The 21,729-nt window shown below is 63.4% G+C and carries 18 protein-coding genes and 1 pseudogene; 8 read left to right on the forward strand and 11 right to left on the reverse strand.

Features of this window, described 5'->3' with window-relative positions; translation table 11 throughout:
* The first annotated feature begins 295 nt into the window (after positions 1-295).
* Together C2L64_RS17150 and C2L64_RS17155 are read left to right on the forward strand one after the other, a co-directional pair.
* On the forward strand, positions 296-1,882 hold the full coding sequence (locus tag C2L64_RS17150) for a sensor domain-containing diguanylate cyclase (RefSeq protein ID WP_090838248.1): 1,587 nt from the start codon (positions 296-298) through the stop codon (positions 1,880-1,882).
* Between the two features lie 286 nt (positions 1,883-2,168).
* Positions 2,169-3,119: a GGDEF domain-containing protein gene (locus C2L64_RS17155; protein ID WP_007747888.1), complete on the forward strand. Its 951-nt coding sequence runs from the start codon at positions 2,169-2,171 to the stop codon at positions 3,117-3,119.
* Positions 3,120-3,129: 10 nt separating this feature from the next.
* Here the strand turns inward: C2L64_RS17155 and C2L64_RS17160 are convergent, their stop codons facing one another.
* Positions 3,130-3,480, reverse strand: coding sequence for a LacI family DNA-binding transcriptional regulator (locus tag C2L64_RS17160; RefSeq protein WP_090838250.1), 351 nt, complete (start codon positions 3,478-3,480; stop codon positions 3,130-3,132).
* Between the two features lie 128 nt (positions 3,481-3,608).
* On the opposite strand from C2L64_RS17160, the gene C2L64_RS17165 reads away from it, so the two are divergent.
* Positions 3,609-4,799 carry a phytanoyl-CoA dioxygenase family protein gene (locus C2L64_RS17165; RefSeq protein ID WP_090838252.1) on the forward strand — a complete coding sequence of 397 codons (1,191 nt, stop codon included), beginning with the start codon at positions 3,609-3,611 and terminating at the stop codon, positions 4,797-4,799.
* 30 nt (positions 4,800-4,829) lie between these two features.
* On the forward strand, positions 4,830-5,984 hold the full coding sequence (locus C2L64_RS17170) for a Gfo/Idh/MocA family protein (protein ID WP_090838254.1): 1,155 nt from the start codon (positions 4,830-4,832) through the stop codon (positions 5,982-5,984).
* A 619-nt stretch (positions 5,985-6,603) separates the two neighbouring features.
* Here C2L64_RS17170 and C2L64_RS56090 read toward each other — a convergent pair.
* Positions 6,604-6,807 (reverse strand): annotated as a pseudogene (locus tag C2L64_RS56090) (hypothetical protein); the annotation flags it as partial.
* Positions 6,808-7,487: 680 nt separating this feature from the next.
* Here C2L64_RS56090 and C2L64_RS17180 point away from each other — a divergent pair.
* Positions 7,488-8,300, forward strand: a complete 813-nt coding sequence (locus C2L64_RS17180; RefSeq protein WP_007747900.1) for a class I SAM-dependent methyltransferase — start codon at positions 7,488-7,490, stop codon at positions 8,298-8,300.
* A gap of 131 nt (positions 8,301-8,431) precedes the next feature.
* Here the strand turns inward: C2L64_RS17180 and glmS are convergent, their stop codons facing one another.
* The 5 genes from glmS to C2L64_RS17205 form a co-directional block, all read right to left on the reverse strand.
* Positions 8,432-10,249, reverse strand: a complete 1,818-nt coding sequence (gene glmS / locus C2L64_RS17185) for a glutamine--fructose-6-phosphate transaminase (isomerizing) (protein WP_090838256.1) — start codon at positions 10,247-10,249, stop codon at positions 8,432-8,434.
* Positions 10,250-10,309: 60 nt separating this feature from the next.
* A complete protein-coding gene (gene glmU, locus C2L64_RS17190; protein WP_090838258.1) occupies positions 10,310-11,671 on the reverse strand; it encodes a bifunctional UDP-N-acetylglucosamine diphosphorylase/glucosamine-1-phosphate N-acetyltransferase GlmU in 1,362 nt (453 codons plus the stop codon).
* 130 nt (positions 11,672-11,801) lie between these two features.
* Complete coding sequence (ttcA, locus tag C2L64_RS17195; RefSeq protein ID WP_090838260.1) at positions 11,802-12,806, reverse strand: tRNA 2-thiocytidine(32) synthetase TtcA; 1,005 nt, start codon at positions 12,804-12,806, stop codon at positions 11,802-11,804.
* A 3-nt stretch (positions 12,807-12,809) separates the two neighbouring features.
* Positions 12,810-13,205: a dihydroneopterin aldolase gene (locus tag C2L64_RS17200; RefSeq protein ID WP_007747908.1), complete on the reverse strand. Its 396-nt coding sequence runs from the start codon at positions 13,203-13,205 to the stop codon at positions 12,810-12,812.
* A gap of 107 nt (positions 13,206-13,312) precedes the next feature.
* On the reverse strand, positions 13,313-14,143 hold the full coding sequence (locus C2L64_RS17205) for an SDR family oxidoreductase (protein WP_090838262.1): 831 nt from the start codon (positions 14,141-14,143) through the stop codon (positions 13,313-13,315).
* Between the two features lie 13 nt (positions 14,144-14,156).
* Between C2L64_RS17205 and C2L64_RS17210 the strand changes: the two genes are divergently transcribed.
* Positions 14,157-15,350 carry a class I SAM-dependent methyltransferase gene (locus C2L64_RS17210; protein WP_090838265.1) on the forward strand — a complete coding sequence of 398 codons (1,194 nt, stop codon included), beginning with the start codon at positions 14,157-14,159 and terminating at the stop codon, positions 15,348-15,350.
* 22 nt (positions 15,351-15,372) lie between these two features.
* Positions 15,373-15,567 (forward strand): DUF2905 domain-containing protein, encoded by a 195-nt coding sequence (locus C2L64_RS17215; protein WP_007747914.1) that lies wholly within the window; start codon positions 15,373-15,375, stop codon positions 15,565-15,567.
* A gap of 1 nt (position 15,568) precedes the next feature.
* Here C2L64_RS17215 and C2L64_RS17220 read toward each other — a convergent pair whose 3' ends face one another.
* The 4 genes from C2L64_RS17220 to C2L64_RS17235 all read right to left on the reverse strand — a co-directional run bounded on the left by C2L64_RS17220 (position 15,569) and on the right by C2L64_RS17235 (position 20,529).
* Positions 15,569-16,828, reverse strand: coding sequence for a multifunctional CCA addition/repair protein (locus tag C2L64_RS17220; protein WP_090838267.1), 1,260 nt, complete (start codon positions 16,826-16,828; stop codon positions 15,569-15,571).
* Positions 16,825-17,472 (reverse strand): glutathione S-transferase family protein, encoded by a 648-nt coding sequence (locus C2L64_RS17225; RefSeq protein WP_079498768.1) that lies wholly within the window; start codon positions 17,470-17,472, stop codon positions 16,825-16,827. Before C2L64_RS17225 ends, C2L64_RS17220 begins: the two co-directional genes overlap by 4 nt.
* A gap of 35 nt (positions 17,473-17,507) precedes the next feature.
* On the reverse strand, positions 17,508-18,464 hold the full coding sequence (locus tag C2L64_RS17230) for a complex I NDUFA9 subunit family protein (RefSeq protein ID WP_090838269.1): 957 nt from the start codon (positions 18,462-18,464) through the stop codon (positions 17,508-17,510).
* A 91-nt stretch (positions 18,465-18,555) separates the two neighbouring features.
* Positions 18,556-20,529: a lytic transglycosylase domain-containing protein gene (locus tag C2L64_RS17235; RefSeq protein ID WP_167449582.1), complete on the reverse strand. Its 1,974-nt coding sequence runs from the start codon at positions 20,527-20,529 to the stop codon at positions 18,556-18,558.
* A 31-nt stretch (positions 20,530-20,560) separates the two neighbouring features.
* On the opposite strand from C2L64_RS17235, the gene C2L64_RS17240 reads away from it, so the two are divergent.
* Positions 20,561-21,169: a 5-formyltetrahydrofolate cyclo-ligase gene (locus C2L64_RS17240; RefSeq protein ID WP_167449598.1), complete on the forward strand. Its 609-nt coding sequence runs from the start codon at positions 20,561-20,563 to the stop codon at positions 21,167-21,169.
* Positions 21,170-21,729: the final 560 nt, after the last annotated feature.

Below are 21,729 nucleotides of genomic sequence, written 5' to 3' on the forward strand. Positions count from 1 at the left end.
CGCGCGTGATGCCTGTCGCGGGCTGCTTGCCGTAACACCGCTCAGGACACAGGTCCAGGCAATCACGCGTCGGGCGAAACCAGTCGTCATGTCGTTGTTTGTATCGATCGATTGGGCTATCACTGTACATCGCGAACGTTCGTTCAGCGTGCGTGTCGCGCCGTGTTGTATAGCGAGCGCGACTCCACCAGCGCCATCCGCGATGCATCGCCAGTGGCGACACCGCGCGCCATGCTTGCTGTGCGCTTCGCAACCCTGCTAGCGTAGCGGCACAATCACGACGGAGACGACGCTCGTGTTCAATCCGCTTCTCGTCCTGCGTCAACGGTTTCGCCATCTTGCGCGCAAGCGCGGAGCGGCCGTGTCGCAAGCGGTCGGCAACCGCCCGTTCCTGACGGGCATCGCGGGTACGCTGATCGCCACGGCGATGGCGGGTCTGACGCTCGCCACGCTGTACTCGGGACGCACCGATGCGCTGAATCACGCGCGCGAAACCTCGGCCAATCTGGTTTCGCTGATTTCGAGCGATCTGGCGCGCAACGTCGAGATCTACGATCTGTCGCTGCAGGAAATCGTCCATCGCTCGCAGGAGCCGACGGTCTGGCATCTGCCCGACGATCTGCGCCGCACCGTGCTGTTCGATCGCGCGACGCTCGCCGCTTACCTCGGCGGAGCCTATGTGGTCGACGAACATGGCGTGCTGAAGGCTACGCAGGAAGGCCCCGTCAACAAGAAGGTCCGGTTCGACGACCGCGACTACTTCGTCGTCCATCAGCGCAACCCGAACGCGGGTCTGTTCGTCTCGCATCCGTACCGCTCGCGGCTGCGCGAGCACGAGCTTTCGTTTGCGCTGTCACGGCGCATCGACGCGCGCGACGGCTCGTTTGCGGGCGTCGCGCTGCTCGCCGTACGCATCGCCTATCTGCAGCGGCTGCTCGACAAGGTCAACACGGGCCGCGACGGCACCGCGTTCATCCTGCACGAAGACGGCACAGTGCTCGCGCGCAAGCCGTACGCCGAAGCTATCATCGGCGTCAATGTCGATCGGTATCCGCAATATGAGGTCACGCACTCGGGAACGGCGGGATCGTTCATCGACGAATCTCCCATCGATCATGTGCGGCGCATCTACTCGTACGCGCATGTGTCCGACACGCCGCTCGTCGTGATCGTCGCGCCCGCCCTCGACGACGTGCTCGCCCCGTGGCGCAAGCGCAGCGCGGTCGCGGGCGCGCTGACGTTCACGCTGGGCGCCGTCGTCGTGCTGGTCTGCTGGATGCTCGCCTTTGCGCTGCGCGACAAGGTGCGGGCGCAGGCGCGCCTCGCCGAACTCGCGGCCACCGATCCCCTCACCCGGCTCAGCAACCGCCGCACGCTCGACCGGCACCTCGACGAAGAATGGCGCCGTGCGCGGCGCAATGGCGCGGTGCTGTCGGTGCTGTTCATCGACATCGATCATTTCAAGCGCTTCAACGACACCTACGGGCACGCCGCCGGCGACGAAGTGCTGGCCGCCGTGGCTGACTGCATCGCGTCGGTGGCGCGGCGCTCGATCGACGTGGTCGCGCGCTACGGCGGCGAAGAATTCGCGGTCGTGCTGCCCGATATGGGATCCAACGCTGCGGCGAACTCCGCCGAGAAAGTCCGCCGTGGCGTCGAGGCGCTGCGCATCAGGCAATTGCCGATCGTGACGGTGAGCGTCGGGTGCGCGACGGGCCGGCCTGCCGACGGCTGCAACGCCCCGGAACTGCTCGCTGCCGCCGACGCGCAGCTCTACGCGGCGAAGGCGGCCGGCCGCAACCAGGTGCAAGGGGTGGACTGGACGCAAGCTCAGCCGGACAGCCTGAGCGATCACACGGATCAGGCGAAGCGCCACGCGTGAGCATCAGGGCGCGCCGAGCCGTACAACTTTGCACGACTCCCAGAAACCTGCACGACCCGCAGAATTGCGGGCAAAACCGCTCACTGTTCACGCAATGGCCGAGCATCCGCCCGACGTAGACTTGATCCTGTCTCCACGTTCTCCGTGATTCTTCACGCAGTCGGAATCATTGGAACGCTTCGCGCCACGGCTTCGTCCGTGGCGCTTTTCTTGAGCGACACGGCGAACCTGGGACCGAGGCCGCGCTCCAACGACGCGGCCAGCTCGGAGACCCATCTGCACCGATATGAAATCGATCCAGGATCTGCGTACCGACGACATCGCATGTGAAGCGTTGCTCGGCGCGCTCGACGGCAAAAACAAGCTGGTCGCGATCTACGATACGAGCGACCGCCTCGTATTCGCGAGCAGCGCATTCAAGCACGCGTTCCGGCTCAACCGCGAGCGCGGCGAAATCACGTTCGCCGATCTCGTGATGCGCGGCATCCTCGGTCAATGCGGCACGCGTATCGAGGGCGATAACGCCGCAGCCGTGATCGGCGACGCGATCTCCGTGCGCCGCGAACGCGCCGGGCAGCGCAGCTTCGCGACGGAGCTGATCGACGGGCGCTGGTTCTGGATGACGGAATCGCTGCTGGAGAACGACTGGATCGTGCTGATCGGCACGGACATCTCGGCGTTGCGTTCCAGCGAGCAGGCGTGGATCGGCGCGCACGAACGCGCGGTGCAGGAAGCGCGTACCGACGTGCTGACAGGCCTCTCGAACCGGCGCCATTCGATGTCGGCGCTCGAACTCGCGATCACGGCCGCCGTGGGCACGGAGACGCCGCTCACGGTCGCGCTCGTCGATCTCGATCACTTCAAGCAGATCAACGACTCGCACGGCCACGCCGCCGGCGACGCCGTGCTGCGCGACTTCGGCGAAGTCTGCCGGCACGCGACGCGTCAGACGGATATCGCGGGGCGCATCGGCGGTGAGGAATTTCTGGTGGTGTTTCCGTCGACGTCGGTCGAGCATGGCGTGTCGGCTGTCGAGCGGATGCGCCGCCAGGTGATGAGCCGCCGTGTGCAGGTCGCTGGCGACTGCGCGATCCGTTATTCGTTTTCGGCGGGCGTATGCAAGGTCGAAACGAGCGACGATCTGAACACGACGCTCGCGCGCGCCGACAGCGCGCTTTACTCGGCCAAACGCGAAGGGCGCAACCGCACGATCGCGTGGTCGGCGCCGCTGCAGTGAAGCACGATCGCTAGGGACGCGCCGCGAACCGCGCGATGACATCGTGCGGAATGTTCTCCGGCGTCGTCATCGTCTCCTGCATCAGAAAGCGCGGCCGATGCAGGTCCGGCGCGGCGTCTTCCAGCGCGTCGCGGATCTCGTCGACGAAACGGCGCGGCGCTTCAACCACCACGTCGACGACGAGTTTGCGACCGCTCGTCGCTATTGTCAGTTGCTGCTCCTCCCGTTCCCCGATCGCTTGCCGAATGCGCCGCGGCGTGTGCTCGCGCACGTGCGCGCGTCCGTTCAGCAGGCGGTCGACGGTCGCCATGCCGAGGCCCGCCTGCAACGCGATTTCCTTGATCAGAAAGGGATGACTCATCGCTCACCGAGCGAATCCGCTGCCCGCTTTTGATGTGTTTTTGATGTTTCTTTGATCACGCAGCGGGGGAGATTGCGGATAAGCTGGTTCGCAGCATCGGACCACCCGATGGCATCGGAGGAGACGAGATGAACCCACAGCATCTGCCTTCAGGCGGACAGACCTGGTTTCGCGAGGCCGACTGTTCCGTCGACGACTTCGCGACGCTGATCGAAACCTCACGTGAAATGCGTCCACGGCCGCGCCTTGCGGCCGACCTCGCGCACGCCATACCTGTCTATGACGGCGATGCATTGCGGCCCATCGTGGCCGATGCGGCGCGCCGTCCCGAGCTGCTCGCCGAATGGGCCAGCGTCCTGCTCGACGGCGCCGGCGTGTTCGTGCTGCGGCGCGCGTACGACGACACGACCGCCATCGACGACGCGACCGCGATCTTCGAATCGATCATTCGCAGCGAGCGCAAGGCGGGCGGCGGCGCCGATCACTTCGCGAAGGCGGGCGCGAACGACCGCATCTGGAACGCGCAGGAAAAGCTGTGTCTCGCGGCACCCGACGTCTTCGTCCGCTACTTCGCGAATCCCGTTCTGGTGGCGGCGGCCGAAGCCTGGCTCGGCCCCGCGTACCAGATGACGTCGCAGGTGAACGTCGTGCGGCCGGGCGGCGAAGCGCAGCAGGCACACCGCGATTTCCATCTCGGCTTTCTCACCGTCGACGAAGCGCAGCGTTTTCCCGCACATGTTCACACGATGTCGGCGCTGCTGACGCTGCAAGGCGCCGTCGCACACACCGACATGCCCGTCGAGAGCGGCCCGACCAAGCTGCTGCCGTTCTCGCAGCGTTACCCGCAGGGCTATGTCGCGTGGCGCCGCGCGGACTTCCGCGCGTATTTCGAATCGCACTTCGCGCAGTTGCCGCTGCAAAAGGGCGACGCGCTGTTCTTCAACCCCGCGCTGTTCCACGCTGCAGGCTCGAACCGCACGCGCGACGTGCAACGGATGGCAAACCTGCTGCAGGTGTCGTCGGCGTATGGGCGCGCGATGGAATCGCTCGACCGGACTCGCATGTGCAATGCCGTGTATCCCGTGCTGCGGGCGATGCACGCGCAACAGCGCCTCGACGCGGCGCAAACGGCGGCCGTCATCGCATCGTGCGCAGAAGGCTATGCGTTCCCGACGAATCTCGACCGCAATCCGCCCGTGGGCGGACTCGCGCCAGCGAGTCAGCAGCAGATCCTCGCGACCGCGCTCGACGAAAGCTGGTCCGACGAACAGTTCGCCGATGCGCTGCGCAACCTCGAGTTCCGCAACGCGACGCACTAGCCCCACACATTCGATAACGACGGAGACGACATGGTGACAAGCACGATTGGCCGGCGCATCCGGCTGGGTTTGATCGGCGGTGGGCCGGGGTCGATCATCGGCGAGACGCATCGTATTGCGGCACGCCTGGACGGCCAGTACGACATCGTCGCAGCCGCGCTGTCGTCGAATCCCGAACGCGCGCGGCAGGCGGCGCTCGACCTCGGCATCGGCGCGGAACGCGCGTATGCGTCGTGGCAACAGATGCTCGAAGCAGAAGCGGCGCGCCCGGATCGCATCGACGCCGTCGCGGTGATGACGCCCAACGACTCGCATCACCCGATCTGCATGCTGGCACTCGACCGTGGCTTTCACGTGATCTGCGACAAGCCGCTGGCCAACGATCTCGCGCAAGCACGCGAGATTGCCGCGCGCGCGAAGACGACGAACGCAGAGTTCTGCGTGACCTATTGCTACACAGGCTTTCCGATGGTGCGCCAGGCGCACGACATGATTCGCGCGGGCGAACTCGGCGAGATTCGCCAGGTGCATCTGCAATACGTGCAGAGCTATCTGGCCGGCCACGATCTGCCCGCAGGCTGGCGTACGGAAGCAGGACGCGCGGGCAGTTCGCTCGTGCTGATGGACATCGGCACGCATGCGTTTCATCTGGGCGCGTTCGTGACGGGGCTGGACGTGACGCGCTTGTGCGCGGACGTCGGGTCCGCGATTCCAGGCCGCCCCATCGACGATTACGTTTCCGCGTTGCTGCGCTACGAGAACGGCGCGCGCGGCTCGCTGTGGGTCACCAATGCCGCGGCGGGCTCGGAGCACGGATTGAGCTTCCGCATTCACGGCGACAAGGGCGGGCTCGAGTGGCATCAGGAGGAACCGAACAGGCTGATCCATCGGCGGCAGGACGCGTTCGAAGAGATCATCACGCGCCGGCTGGGACCCGCGACGAGCGAAGGCGCACAACGTTCGACGCGTATCGCGATCGGTCATCCCGAAGGTTATCTGGAAGCGTTCGCGAATCTTTATACGGAGTTCGCGCAGCGCGTTGCGACGCGAATAGGCGGCACACCCGGTGACGACCAGCCGACGCTCTTTCCCGGCGTCAGCGATGGCGTGAAGGGACTGGCATTCGTCGCCGCATCGGTGAAAAGCATGGCGACGGGCGGATGGCAGGACGTCGAGCGCATGTGAGAAGCGCTCGCAGCACGAAAAAAAAGCCCTGTTCCGCGGGGAACAGGGCTCGGTGGATGAGTCATATCGAACAGGCGCGTGGATGCTTGCCGACTGCTGCTCATCACGAGAAGCTCTTATTAGTAAAATGTCTTTTCGCTTCAATTGGTCCCGCGCCTACTCCTTGCTGCTAACCCCAACTGCATTTGATGAACCGGTCTTTCGACTGCCAGTTGCTTGTGTTGCGATTGCAATTTCAAACTGCCAATTCAAACTGCTGATCCCGTTGCTGCGAGTACTTCGTTTGTTACATCGACTTCCGTTGCTGCGCGTACTGCCACTTCGTTGACTGCCACTGCCGGTGCTTCCGTTGCTTCTGCTACTTCTGTTACGACTGCTGGCAACCTGCGGTCTTGCGCAACGCGGAGGGGAACCGCGTCGATGGGCTGTTGAATCGTCGCGCCATGGAAAGAAGTATAAGAGCCACCAGGCGCATTCAATCGGCGGAAGCGAGGGCGATTCGTGGCTCAGTTCGGCCGTTTGTCCGTACGGCCGTCAGTACGCCGGTAAGGCACCGTGTCGTGTTCAGTTCGCGTAGCGGCTGGTGATCGCGTTCGATCGATAGTAGCTGCCGAACAGCACGTCCGGATCCGCACGTTCTCGTCTCGCTCAGCTCGCGGAATGTCGCGACGAGGCTTTGCCACGACGCGGACCAGCGTGTTTCTCTTAGACGGCTGCCTGTGCTGTCGGTGATACGCAGAACGCCGGTGTCGGGGAAAAAGGTCAGTGTGACCGCGATTCCATCGATGACACATGTCGCAGTACACGGTTTTGTTGCCAGCACGATCGCCTCCGGGGTGTTTTGGTGAGGTCCGCTTCATTGAGCGGGCGCGCCTTCTAACAGCAATGTGTATGCCCGTTTGCGGCTCGCAGACCTCGCGGCTTGCCACGCAAGCTTTGGCGGCGAATGAGGCTCGTGCGATTCGCGCGCGGCGAACGAATCCGGGCGCAGAAGTGTTGGCTCACGCCATACACATGAATCGCTTTGCCGGATGCGAATTCCGACAACGCGTTTTTTCAGACTGATGCCGTTCATCGCGCTGTTCACCGGACAGGCAGATCATCGCCCTGCCGTACATGCAGGCGCCACGCGCGGTTTGTTTACTGTCTTTGAAGTTATAAGTATGTATACGTAGTAGCAGTTAACAAGGGCATCCACTTTCTGTGGACAAGCGCCAAATCCGCTTTGCACTCAACGGATTGCGAAACGTATACCCTTGCGCATAAGCGTGGGACCGTTCGCCGCAAGTTTGAATAACTTGTCCCATGTTCGAGCACACCTCGTGTTTACCCAGAATCTGCCCACAGCAATCGCCTCCGTGATATCCCCATGTTGTCCATAGGATCGTGTGGACATCTGGATGTGCAGAGGTCAGCTGGGACGGTCTCGTGACGATTGGTCGTTGACCTCTGACGCGAGGGTCCTATAACGGAAGTGACTTGAAGCACCAAGGGGGAACGGCCATGAAAGAAGACCAGTTCAGTGCCTTCGAACATCGGGGATGGGAGCGCGTCGCGCAGCCTTATCACACGTTTTTCGGCAACCTGACCATCCAGTCGCACTGCGCCTTGCTCGATGCGCTGTCCGTTCGCCGTGGCGTGCGTCTGCTCGATGTCGCGTCGGGCCCTGGCTATCTCGCCGCTGCGGCTGCGCAGCGCGGCGCGGATGTCGTCGGGGTGGACTTCGCGGATTCGATGGTCGATCAGGCGAGGCGCATCTATCCCGCGCTGACGTTTCGCATCGGCAGCGCGGAAGACCTGCCCTTTCCCGACGATGATTTCGATGCCGTCGGCATCAGCTTCGGCATGCTGCATTTCTCGCATCCCGAGAAGGCGATCGAGGAAGCGTTCCGCGTGCTTCGGCCGGGTGGCAAGGTCGGCTTCACGGTATGGGCGTCGCAAGACAAGGCCGTCGGTTTCTCGATCGTGCTGAAGGCGATCGAGACGCATGGCCGGATGGACGTCCAGTTGCCCCCCGGGCCGCCCTTCTTCAGATTCAGCGACTGGGCGGAGTGCGAGCGTGTATTGCTGGCGGCGGGCTTTCGCGAGCCGCGCATCGAGGAAGTCGAGCAGACCTTGCATGCGCCCTCGCCCGATGCGCTGTTCGAGATGCTGTTGCGCGGCGGCGTGCGGGTTTCGGCGATTCTGAATGCGCAGACGCCGGATGCGCTGGCTGCGATCAGCAAGACGGTGCGCGAAGGCGCGTCGGCCTATGCCAGTGAGGATGAGGTGCGGATACCGATGCCGTGCGTGCTGGCCTATGCGACGAAGCCTTGAGTGCCGCGCGAGGGAAACACCAGGGGAAGAGCAAGGAGATTTGACTGGTTCTGGATACGTCCGCGAGCGCGGCGCCGTATCCAGAACGCAGGTGAGACGGTTACGACAACATCAACACAAAGCCACCCATCTCACTCCACTGTCACCGATTTCGCGAGATTACGCGGCTTGTCCACATCCGTGCCCCGCGAGCAAGCCGTGTGATACGCGAGCAACTGCAGCGGCACGACGTGCAGGATCGGCGACAGCAAGCCGTAATGCTCCGGCATGCGGATCACGTGGATACCTTCATCGTTGACGATCTTCGTATCGGCATCCGCAAACACATACAACTGACCGCCGCGCGCGCGCACTTCCTGAATGTTCGACTTGAGCTTTTCGAGCAGTGCATCGTTCGGCGCGACCGTCACCACCGGCATCGCTTCCGTCACGAGCGCGAGCGGCCCGTGCTTCAGCTCGCCCGCCGGATAAGCCTCGGCGTGGATGTACGAGATTTCCTTGAGCTTGAGCGCGCCTTCCAGCGCGATCGGATAGTGCAGGCCGCGGCCGAGGAACAGTGCGTTTTCCTTGCGCGAGAACTCTTCCGACCACGCGATGATCTGCGGCTCCAGCGCCAGCACGCTATTGAGCGCGGCAGGCAAGTGACGCAACTGGCGGATGTAGTCCGCTTCCTGCGCTGCGCTGACATGACCGCGCATCTTGCCGAGCGTCATGGCGAGCACGAACAGCGCGACCAGTTGCGTCGTGAAGGCCTTCGTCGACGCGACACCGATTTCGCGGCCCGCGTGCGTGAGGAACGACAGCTCCGTCAGGCGCACCATCGCGCTCGTGCCGACGTTGCACACCGACAGCGTGTGCTTGTGTCCCAGCGACTGCGCGTGCTTCAACGCCGCGAGCGTGTCGGCCGTTTCGCCCGATTGCGAAATCACGACGACGAGCGCCTTCGGATTCGGCACCGAATCGCGATAGCGATATTCGCTCGCGATCTCAACCTGCGTCGGAATCTTCGCGACGGATTCGAGCCAGTACTTCGCCGTCAGGCCCGAGTAGTAGCTCGTGCCGCACGCGAGAATCAGCAGACTGTCGATTTCCGAAAACGCCTTCGGCGCGTTTTCGCCGAACAGCGCCGCATCGAATGCATCCGCTTGCGGGATCGTGTCGGTGATCGCGCGCGGCTGCTCGAAAATTTCCTTCTGCATGAAATGGCGATACGGTCCGAGTTCGACCGCGCCGCCGTAGGCTGCCACCTGGCGCACTTCGCGATCGGCGGGATTGCCGTCGCGATCGAACACGCGCACCTTTTCCAGCGTCAGTTCGCAGACGTCGCCTTCTTCGAGGAAGATGAAGCGATCAGTGCTGCCCGCCAGCGCGAGCGCGTCGGATGCGAGGAAGTTCTCGCCCTCGCCGAGGCCGACGACGAGCGGCGAACCTTGACGCGCGCCCACCACCGTATGCGGCTGGTTCTTGTGCAGCACGGCGATTGCGTAGGCGCCATGCAGTTGCGCCGTCGCTTCGCGCACGGCCGCGAACAGATCGCCGCGATACAGGCTATGAACCAGATGCGCGATCACTTCCGTATCGGTCTGCGAGACGAACTCGTAGCCCTTGCCGCGCAGCATCTCGCGCAGCGACTCATAGTTCTCGATGATGCCGTTGTGCACCAGCGCCAGTTCGTTGCGCGAGAAGATCGGGTGCGCGTTGTCCGTGACGGGCGCGCCATGCGTGGCCCAGCGTGTGTGGGCGATGCCCGTCGCGCCTTCGAGGTGCGTCTCGCGCACCTGGTCGTCGAGATCGGCGACGCGCGCTACGCTGCGCGCGCGCTTCGGCTCGCCGTTCGCCAGCACGGCGACGCCGCATGAGTCATAGCCGCGATATTCGAGGCGACGCAGTCCTTCGATCAGGACGGGAACGATGTTTCGCTGCGCAACAGCGCCGACAATGCCGCACATATTCAATGGTCCTTTGCAGAGTTAGGGGTCGAGGCGCGCGCCTCGCACGCGCGGTTCCCTTCAGCTTTTCTTTTTCGTCGGGCGCACGTAGCCCGTCTTGCCTATCTGGGTCTTTTCGTTGAGCACCAGCAGGCCTTCTTCGACATCCTTCCAGACCGTCGTGCCCGCCGCGATCGTCACGCCGCGGCCGATGCGCACGGGCGCCACCAGTTGCGTATCCGAGCCGACGAACACGTCGTCTTCGATGACCGTGCGGAACTTGTTGGCGCCGTCGTAGTTGCAGGTGATCGTGCCCGCGCCGATATTCACGCGCGCGCCGACGTCCGAATCGCCGATATACGACAGGTGATTCGCCTTCGAGCCACGGCCAAGCACCGCATTCTTCACTTCGACGAAGTTGCCGACGTGCGTTTCGTCCGCAAGCGTCGCGCCTGGACGCAGCCGCGCATACGGACCGAGCACGGCCTGCGCGCCGACCTGCGCACCTTCGATATGCGTATACGCGTCGATACGCGTGCCCGCGCCAACCGAGGCATTACGGATCACGCAGTTCGGTCCGATCGATACGTTGTCGGCCAGCGTCACCTTGCCTTCAAACACGCAGTTCACGTCGATCGACACATCCCGGCCGCATTCGAGCGTGCCGCGCACGTCGATACGCGCCGGGTCGGCGATCGTCACGCCCGCGACGAGCAGTTCGTCAGCGACGTTGCGCTGATGGATGCGTTCGAGTTCCGCGAGTTGCTGCTTGCTGTTGACGCCCAGCGTTTCCCATTCTTCGTCGGGCTGCGCGGTGACGGCTTCGATACCCGCTTCGATCGCGAGTTCGACTACGTCGGTGAGATAGAACTCGCCCTGCGCATTGTCGTTCTTCAGCGACGACAGCCAGCCGTCGAGGCGCTTCGTCGGCATCACGACGATGCCCGTGTTGATCTCGGCAATCTTCTGCTGTTCCGGCGTCGCGTCTTTCTGCTCGACGATGCGCTCCACCTTGCCCTGCGCATCGCGCACGATACGGCCGTAACCGGTGGGATCGTCGAGCGTGACGGTCAGCACGCCGTAGCCGTCGTGGCCCGCCGCGTCAGTCAGACGCTTGAGCGTGCTCGTCTTCGTGAGCGGCACGTCGCCATACAGCACGAGCGTCGGCGCGGACGCATCGAGCAGCGGCAACGCCTGCTGTACCGCGTGTCCTGTGCCGAGTTGCTGTTCCTGCAATGCGAACTGTACATCGGGCGCCGCGACGGCTTCGCGCACCTGTTCCGCGCCATGACCGATCACGACGACGAGACGCGTCGGATTCAGTGTGCGGGCGGTGTCGATGACATGAGCAAGAAGCGGCCGACCGGCCAGGGGATGAAGCACCTTTGGCAATGCCGAGCGCATGCGCTTGCCGGTGCCTGCCGCCAGGATCACGATGTTCATGACGTGGGCGTATGTGACGAGTTTGGAGTGGGCGATTCTAGCACGCTGAGTGTGACTGCAACGTGGCCTTCCAGACCGAAATCACCCCGCAAATGCCTGTTTTAAAAGGATTTGCGGGATGGGTGAAGTGTCAAATATCGTCGAATTGCACGAAGGAAATCGTTTGCGATGCCGGCTGCATCCCTTCTGATGCGGAATCGGTCGAACACGGCTCTTCGTCGAAGGCGATATCGCCTTGCACATCGGCTTCGCCCGTGGCGCGCAACGATGCGAACGGAAACAGCTTGTGATCCATCAGATGCGAAGGCACGACATTCGACAATGCATTGAACATGTTGTCGACGCGCCCCGGAAAACGCTTGTCCCATTCGCGGATCAGCGCCTTCATTTCCGCGCGTTTCAAATTCGGCTGACTGCCGCACAGGGTGCACGGAATGATCGGGAATTGACGCAGTTCGGCGTATTTCTCGAGATCGGTTTCCTTCACATACGCCAGCGGCCGGATCACGACGTTCTTGCCATCGTCCGATTGCAGCTTGGGCGGCATGCCCTTCAGCTTGCCGCCGTAGAAAAGATTCAGCAGCAGCGTCTGCAGGATGTCGTCGCGATGATGGCCCAGCGCGATCTTGGTCGCGCCGAGTTCGCCCGCCACGCGGTAGAGGATGCCGCGCCGCAGGCGCGAGCACAGCGAGCAGGTCGTCTTGCCCTCGGGCACGAGCCGCTTGACGATGCTGTACGTGTCCTGGTTCTCGATATGAAACGGAATGTCGAGCTTGCTCAGGTACTCGGGCAGCACGTGCTCGGGAAAGCCCGGCTGCTTCTGGTCGAGATTCACGGCGACGATGTCGAAGTTGATCGGCGCGCGCTCGCGCAGCCGCATCAGGATCTCCAGCATCGCGTAGCTGTCCTTGCCGCCCGACAGGCACACCATCACCTTGTCGCCGTCCTCGATCATGTTGAAGTCGCCGATCGCCTGGCCGACCTGGCGCGCGAGGCGCTTGAACAGCTTGTTGTTCTCGTACGCCTCTTTCTGCTCGCGGCGCGTGAGCGCGCGCTTGGGTTCGGCGGTTTCGACTTGAGCTTCGGCAATGGGCGCGGCCGCGTCGACGCCCGTCAGCGTTTCGGGAGCGTTCATCGCTCAGACCTCTTTGATATGGAAGACTTCGACGCCCACGGCATCGCAGTCGGGATAAACATCGGGCTTTTCCGTCGACAGACGCACGCCGCGCACTTGCGGATGCGCGAGCAGCGCTTTCGCGAGGTCGTCGCAGAGCGTTTCCTGCAGATGGATGTGCCCCTGGCTCACGCGCTGCGCGATCGTCGAACGCATGAAGTCGTAATCGACGACTTCGCGCAGCTTGTCTTCGACGGGCGTGGACAGCGCGAGCGGCACGAACAGTTCGACGTTGATCACCACGCGCTGCTCGCCGCGCTTTTCGAACTCGTGCACGCCGATGTTGATGTGCACCTCGTAATCGCGCAGAAAGAGCCGGCGGCAATCAGCGAGCCGGGGATGAAGCAAAGCGGCAGACATGTTCGTTCCAGTACAAAAAGGGTGCGTGCGAACCCGCACGCAGTTGCAATTGGGCGCGCCGTGCAGCGCGCCGGAGGGCGCAACGTCTAACGACGGCTAACCGTGGGTCAGCGGTCGGCGCCCGTCAAAAACATCACATCACGCGGCAGCGGCACGAGATGCTGGCCGCCGTCGACAACCAGCGTCGTGCCCGTGACGCCGCGCGCATCCGCGAGATACAGCGCCGCCGCGACGAGATCCTCGATGCGCGACGCATGGCCGAGCGGCGTCACCTTGTGCGCGGCCGCGAAGCTTTCCGGGGTCTGATCGCCGGATCGCAGCGTGAGGCCGGGCGCAAGACCCACGACGCGCACCTTCGGCGCCAGCGCCTGCGCAAGCGCGACGGTCGCCGTGCCGAGCGCGGCCTTCGACAGCGTGTACGACAGGTAATCCGGATTCATGTTGTAGAGCTTCTGGTCGAGCACGTTGATGACCGCCGCGCGCAGCGACTCGTCGTGACGCGCCGCCTCGGGCGTAACCTCATACAACATCCGCGCGAGCACGAGCGGCGCGCCGACGTTGATCGACGTCAGATGCAGCAGCTTCGCGTAGCTGACGTCGAGCGCGGTGTCCTCGTCGAACATCGACGCGTTGTTCACGATGCACGACGGACGCCCGAGCGCCGCCGTGCATTCGGGCACGAGCCGCTCCACTTCCGCCTCGACGGACAGATCCGCCTTCAGCGCGACGGCGCGCCGCCCGAGCGCGGCGATTTCCGCGACGACCTCGTCGGCTTTCGCCTTCGACGAGCCGTAATGCACGGCCACGTCCCAGCCCGCCGCGGCAAAGCCCAGCGCGAGGCCACGGCCGATCCGGTGCCCGGCGCCCGTGACGAGCACGGTGCGGGCAGGCCGGTCGGGACGGCCGCTGGCGGCGAAAGTATCGTTCGAGGCGGTCATTTACAATGCGGGGATGAATCCGAAAGCTCACCAACCCGATAGTTTACCTGCTCCCGGCCCGACCGCGCTCGCGCAGTCGGAAGCGCTGGTTTCGCAGATTCGCGCGGAGATCGACGCAAACGGCGGCTGGATGCCGTTCGATCGCTACATGGAGCGCGCGTTGTACGCGCCGGGACTGGGCTATTACAGCGGCGGCGCGATCAAGTTCGGCCGACGCGCGGAGGATGGCAGCGACTTCGTGACGGCGCCGGAACTGTCGCCGCTGTTCGCGCAAACGCTCGCGCGGCCCGTCGCGCAGGCGCTGGAAATGAGCGGCACGCGGCACGTGATGGAGTTCGGCGCGGGCACAGGCAAGCTGGCTGCCGGTCTGCTCAACGCTCTGGATGAGCTGGGCACGCAGTTCGACACGTATTCGATCGTCGATCTGTCGGGCGAATTGCGCGAGCGCCAGCGCGAAACGATCGAAGCGCACGCGCCCGGCTTGGCTACGCGCGTGCGCTGGCTCGACGCGTTGCCCGAGCAGTTCGAAGGCGTCGTGGTCGGCAACGAAGTGCTCGACGCGATGCCCGTGCGGCTGTTCGCCCGCATCGGCGACGAGTGGCACGAGCGCGGCGTTACGGTGAAAGACGGCGCGCTGCAATTCGAAGACCGCCCCGTTCCATCGACGCACGATGCCGCCTTCCTGCGCGATCTGGAGATCGAAGGCGATCACGACTACGTGACGGAAACGCACGACGCCGCCCTCGCCTTCACGCGCACCGTCTGCACGATGCTCACGCGCGGCGCGGTGTTGCTGATCGACTACGGCTTTCCGCGTCACGAGTTCTATCACGCCCAGCGCGCGCAAGGCACGCTGATGTGCCACTACCGGCACCGCGCGCACGGCGATCCGTTTCTCTACCCGGGCTTGCAGGACATTACCGCGCACGTCGAATTTACCGGTATCGCCGAAGCGGGCGTCGATGCGGGCGCGGACCTGCTCGGCTATACGTCGCACGCGCGTTTTCTGATGAACGCGGGTATCACGGAAGCGTTGAGCACGATCGATCCATCCGACATTCCCAACTTCCTGCCCGCCGCCAACGCGGTGCAGAAGCTGCTGTCGGAAGCCGAGATGGGCGAGCTGTTCAAGGTGATCGCGTTTTCACGCGGCATCGACGGCACGCTCGACGCGTTCGTGCGCGGCGACCGCTCGCATACGCTCTGAGCTTTAAGTCGAGGCACACACGATGATCCGCTGGCTGCTGACTACTTTCATCGCGGTGGCCGTGCTGTCGGCGTGCTGGCCGTGGCTGCGCAAGCTGGGCATCGGCAGGATGCCGGGCGATGTCACGCTGCGGCTGTTCGGGAAGGAGTATCCGTTCCCGTTCATGTCGACGCTGGTGCTGTCGATGCTGCTGTCGCTGCTTGCGCGGTTGCTCTGACCTACTCTGCCTCTTCCTCTGACGCCGTTTCGCTCAACGCCTTCGCGACTGCGCGCACGCGCTCGCGATGCACGGCATCCTTGATCTTCGCCGGATCGCTTTCATAGGCCTTCGCGACTGCGCCCGCATCGACGGCACGCGCGGCGACCAGAGCCTGGCGCAGACGCTCCGCTTGCGGATAGGCCTTCGCTTCGAAGCCGAGCCGGCCGCGCGCATCGGCTTCACAAGCCTGAAGCGCTTCGGCGAAACGCGCGGGCTTGCGCAGCGCGTCGCTGCGCTCGAAAAGCCGCACGATGCCCGCCGCCTTCGTCTCCATCACATGATGAATATTGCCGTGCTCGCGTGCCACCAGCAGCGCGAGATCGCGGCATTCGTTCGGCACGCGCAGACGTTCGCACAAAGGCTTCAGCAGATTGACACTGCGCCCTTCGTGCCCGATATGACGCGGCAACACATCTTCAGGTGTGGTCGCCTTGCCGAGATCGTGCGTTAGCGCGGCGAAGCGCACCGCGAGCGCATAGTTCTGCGCGGCGGCGTGATCGACGACCATCATCACGTGCACGCCCGTATCCACTTCCGGGTGATAGTCGGCGCGCTGCGGCACGCCGTACAGCGCGTCGATCTCCGGCAGAATGCGCGCGAGCGCGCCGCATTCGCGCAGCACGTCGAACATCCGCGACGGCTTCTTCTCCATCAGTCCGCGCGACAGTTCCTGCCACACGCGCTCAGGCACGAGCGCATCCACTTCGCCCGCTTCGACCATCTTGCGCATCAACGCCAATGTGTCGGGCGCGACAGTAAAACTCGTGAAACGCGCCGAGAAACGCGCGACGCGCAGAATGCGCACCGGGTCTTCGAGAAACGCATCGCTGACATGCCGGAACACGCGTTGCTTCAGATCGTCCTGGCCGTTGAACGGATCGATCACGGGACCGGTCAACTCGCCGTCCGGCGTGACTTCGCGCGCCATCGCATTGACCGTGAGGTCGCGCCGCGCGAGGTCCTCTTCGAGCGTCACATCGGGCGCGTAGAAAAACTGGAAGCCGTGGTAACCCGCCGACGTTTTGCGTTCGGTCCGCGCAAGCGCGTATTCCTCGTGCGTGTCGGGATGCAGAAAAACCGGAAAGTCCTTGCCGACCGGGCGAAAGCCCTTTGCGACCATCTGCTCGGGCGTGGCGCCCACCACGACGTAATCGCGGTCCTGCACGGGCATCCCAAGCAGCTCATCGCGGATCGCACCGCCTACTGCGTAGATATTCATGCGCAGGTGTCTTGATAGGGGATGCGATGTGTCTCTTGCAATGCGTCGTCGATCCACGCCTTGACCGCGGGCTGCGCCGTCACGCGGCGTGAATAGGCAAGCGCCGCTTCCGACAGCTTCGGTTGCCACGTATTGAAGCGCATCACGACGGGCGCATACATCGCATCGGCAATCGTGAATTCGCCGAACAGGAACGGACCGCCATACGTTGCCAGGCACTCGCTCCAGAGCGCGTCGATACGCTCGATGTCGGCCAGTGCTTCGGGTGTCGCGCCCTTGCCCGGAAACGACGCGCGAATGTTCATCCACATGTTGTTGCGCAGCGCGCCGAAACCGGAATGCATCTCGGCGCTGACGCTGCGCGCATGGCCGCGCGCGACGGCGTCGCGCGGCCACATCGCATGTTGCGGATAACGTTCGGCGAGCGTCTCGCAGATCGCGAGCGAATCCCACACGGTGACGCCGTCGTCGGCAATCAGACACGGCACTTTGCCCGAAGGCGAATGCTCGAGGATCGACGCTTTCGACTCTGCCTCATTGAGCAGAACCATCACCTCTTCAAATGCAATGCCGAAGTGTTTGAGCACGAGCCACGGCCGCATCGACCACGACGAATAGTTCTTGTCACCGATAACGAGTTTCATGCTTCGCCAGAAAGTGGATTGAAACGATAAAAAGTTTAGCGGCCCGCGCTCGCGCGGAACGCGTTGAAGCGCGAACGGAACGACGAACCCGTCAGATACACGGGCGCGATCGTTTCGATGCTGGCCGGTTCGATATCGAGCTCGGGCGCGAGCGGCGCGCTCAGCACGGCGTCGATTTTCATCGAATCGAGATTGTCGCGCGAAATGACGGGTTCGCCGGGCGCCAGCTCGAACGAAAGCGCCTGCAATCGCGCCAGCGAATCCGGCAAGCGGATGATGCGCGCATGCTTGCCGATCACGTCGCCGCAGTATTCGACGAGCGCTTCGAGCGTGTACACCGACGGCCCGCCAAGCTCATACGTGCGGCCTGTCGATGCATCGAGATCCAGCACGTTGACGATCGCCTTCGCGACATCGCCGACAAAGATCGGCTGAAAGCGGGCGTTGGGTTTCGCGAGCGGAATGACGGGGAACATGCGCTGCAGGAACGCGAACTTGTTGAGGAACGCGTCTTCGGGGCCGAACACGACCGACGGGCGAAAGATGGTCGATGCAAGCATCGATGAAGCATGCACCGCGCGCTCGCCGTCGCCCTTCGAGCGCAGATACATGCTCGGCCCGCGCGGGTCGGCGCCGATCGCGCTAATATGGATCAGCCTGTGCACGCCCTTGCCTTCGCAGGCGGAAACGATCTTCGTCGGCAGTTCGACATGAGCTTTCGCGAACTCGGGTCCGTACGGGTCGCCGCGATGACCGTGCAATACGCCGACGAGATTGATGACGGCATCCGCGCCCTCGACGAAGCGCGCAAGCTGGATGGGATCGAACACATCGGTTTCGATCACATCGATGGGAAGCAGTGTGAGATGCCGCGCGTTATAGCGACGGCGAGTGGCAATGCGTACCGTCTTGCCCAGTTCGACGAGCGCGTTGACGAGATGACTGCCGATAAACCCGGAACCGCCGACGATTGCGATGGTTTGATGTCGCATTTTTCGACTCCCTGATGGAAGCCGCGGCAACGGCTGAGGTCGTGCTCCGCCGCGTGCGTGACGGATCACGCGGCGGCGGCATGGCGCATCGTTACTGCAACGGCTGGATATAACCCAGACGCGCCTTCAGCGATTGCGGACGGCCTTCGAACAACGCTGCATAGTAGACCGTGTTGGACAGCACGTTCTTCACGTAGTCACGCGTTTCCTGGAACGGAATGGCTTCCGCGAAAATCGCGCCTTCGACACCGCGCGGCAACGTTGAGCGCCAGTTGCGCGGACGGCCCGGACCTGCGTTGTAACCTGCCGTGGCAAGCACGGCGGACCCGTCGAACTCATTGTAGATCATCGACAGATAGTTCGTGCCGAGCAGGATATTGGTGTTGATGTCGTTCATCTGCGCGCGCGAAATCGTGCCGAGACCGATCTTCTTGGCGACCAGTTGCGCGGTGCCCGGCATCAGCTGCATCAGGCCGCTCGCGCCGACTTCCGAGCGCGCGTTCATGATGAAACGCGACTCCTGACGGATCAGACCATACGCCCATTCGACGTCGAGCCCGTTCGACTGCGCGTCGCGCTCGACGATATCGCGGAACGGCGACAGGTAGCGCAGCGAGAAGTCGTGCTCGGTCTTCGTGCGGTCGGCCGTGTTCACGGCGCGGTCATACAGTTCGATACGGCGCGCGTATTCGGCTGTCGCGATCAACTGGCGGTCCGTCATGCTGCGCAGCGGCCAGTTCCATTCGCGGTTGCCTTCCAGACGCAGATTCAGCTGATAGAACTTCTGTGCAAGCGCGAAGCCTGGCGTGTTGCCGGCCTGCTCGACTTCGGCGTCCGTGACCGTGGTCTTCGGCGGCACGACGATCTTCTGGCCGAGTTCTTCCGCGGCAAGCTGGCCGTAGAAATTGAACTGCTGCGAGATCGACTCGAACTCCTGGTTGGCCGTGACGACATCGCCCGCCTGTTTCAAAGCGCGCGCGTGCCAGTAGACCCACGTAGGCTGGCTGCGCAGCGCAGGCGGCATCTGTTCGACCGACCAGCGCACCATCGTCCAGTCGCCGGCGAGCAGCGCGAGGCGCGTGCGCCATTCGTATGCGGGATTCGACAGCGGCGCATTCGCCGACAGCCGATACCAGTCTACGGCGCCCGGCATCTGCTTGGAGGCCGCCTGATAGGCGATCGTGCCCCAGCCGATGGCACGCTCGGGCGAAGTCAGCGACGGCGCGACGGAACCGAAGGTCGCGGCGGCCATGGCGGGATCGTTGCGGGCCATGCGCGTGATCGCGAGCAGCGCTAGCTGATGCGATTGCGGATCGGCGCCGACGCCGCGCGCGAGCAGGAGCGGCGGCGTGGTCGCGGCCTGGTCGAACAGCGTCGGATCGGGACGGGCGTTGCCCAGCGCATCGACGAGCTTGGCGCCCGTGCTGGTCTGGTTCTGTTCATACGCGAGACGGATCTGCTGCCACACGTCGTCGGTGGTGAACTGCTGGTTGATTGCCAGCGACGTGATCAGATCGACACAGCCGTCGCCATAGTTGCGCGGATCGACGAGCAGCGCGCGCGCCGGTTCGACCACGTTCTCACCCTTTGCCGCGCGTGATTCGAGCGCGTAGCACTTCACCTGCGTGTCGTCGTTCAGCACGAAGCGCGCGTATTGCTGGTCGAAGTTTTTCCAGTCGTGGCGCGCGCCGAGCACGACGAGGTAGTCGTTGCGCATGCGGTCGGCGATGGCCTGGCCGTCGTAGCGTTGCAGGAACGACAGCACGGGCGCGTCGGGCGCGTCGATACGCGGATGGCCCGAGCCGTCGAACAGCTGCGGTTTCAACTGGAAATATTCCAGATACGACGGCGCCGGGTAATCCGGAATCATCGCTGCGAGCTGCGCGGCGCGGCCTGCGTCGTTATTGCGCGCTGCCTCGCGCAATTGCATGAAAGTCTGGTCGTCGTTGGTGAGTTGGGAAAGCGGGATCGGCTTGACGGCGGAGGCCGTGCTGCACGCGACGAGTGCCGCCGCGGCGAGCGCCAGACTGGCCGCGCGATATACTCGGAAGAGGCGTTTGGACATCGTTATTTCTAGAGCGTTTCTGGAGCGCGAATTGAACTCAAGCATAGCATGCAACCCCACCGCAAAATCGAAAAAGGAACTGCGTGCCGCGCTGCTGGAAGCACGTCTGCATGCGGCTCTCGATGCGGCGGGCAATGATGCCCTGAGGCGTCGGGTGCTGGATGTGTTAACGGTTTATTCGCCGGCAAGTGTAGGGTTGTACTGGCCTTTGTCAGGGGAGTTCGACATTCGGTCTGTGATTGCCACGTGGCTCGCTGGCGATGTTGCGCGGCGCGCGAGTTTGCCTGTGATTACTGGCCGTGATCGGCCGCTGGAATTTCATGTCTGGACGCCTGATATGCCGATGCAGGTCGGGGCTCATCGGATTCATGAACCGACTTCCGGCGAAGTGATTACGCCTGATTTGTTGTTTGTGCCGTGTGTTGGGTTTGATGTGGATGGGTATCGGCTTGGGTATGGTGGTGGGTATTACGACCGTACGCTCGCCGTGTTTCGCGAAGCTGGGAAGGTGCCTGTGACCGTCGGTGTCGCGTATGAGGTGTGCCGGGCTGGCACGATGCAGCGGGAAGCGCATGATATTCCGCTTGATGTTGTCGTTACTGAGGGTTCTTGTTATCCGGAAGGGGCGCGGGGTTTGTAGTAGTGGTTTTTTTGCTGGTAGCGCGGGCATTCGTGTAGCGCCTTTGCGGCGCGGGCGGTTTGGTTTTTTTGCTTTGCGCTGGCATCTGTGTGGCGTTTTTGGGCTTTCGCTGGCATCCGCGCCTTCGTGCTTCAAGCGTCGCCCCTGTGCGGGGCGGCACCTACTTTTCTTTGCCGCCGCAAAGAAAAGTAGGCAAAAGAAAGCGGCTAACACCGCCAACATTTCTTCTTGCCTGAGGGCCCCCAACCGGTCCTACACTTCACGCGGCAACGTCCCTGTTCGCGCGCGTTGCCAACGCACTGAACGAGCGCCTCACCCGCTTCAAACACCCGTACATGGGCTAATGGCAGCGAATGGTATGTGCCGCCCAGGTGGCAAACTGTGTGTAGGTTGTCGCGGCGTATAGCTTGGCGCTCTTACACGGTGGAACGCGTGCGCTATCGGTCCGAAGTGAGGCGTGTGAAGTGCGACGGCCTACACACAGTTTGCCACCTGGGCGGCAGAGGAATGTCCGGCGCGGTACGCTGCGACGCGGGCGCGCGAAGCGGGTGAGGCGTCAA

It is taken from the genome of Paraburkholderia hospita (assembly GCF_002902965.1).
Classification (GTDB): domain Bacteria; phylum Pseudomonadota; class Gammaproteobacteria; order Burkholderiales; family Burkholderiaceae; genus Paraburkholderia; species Paraburkholderia hospita.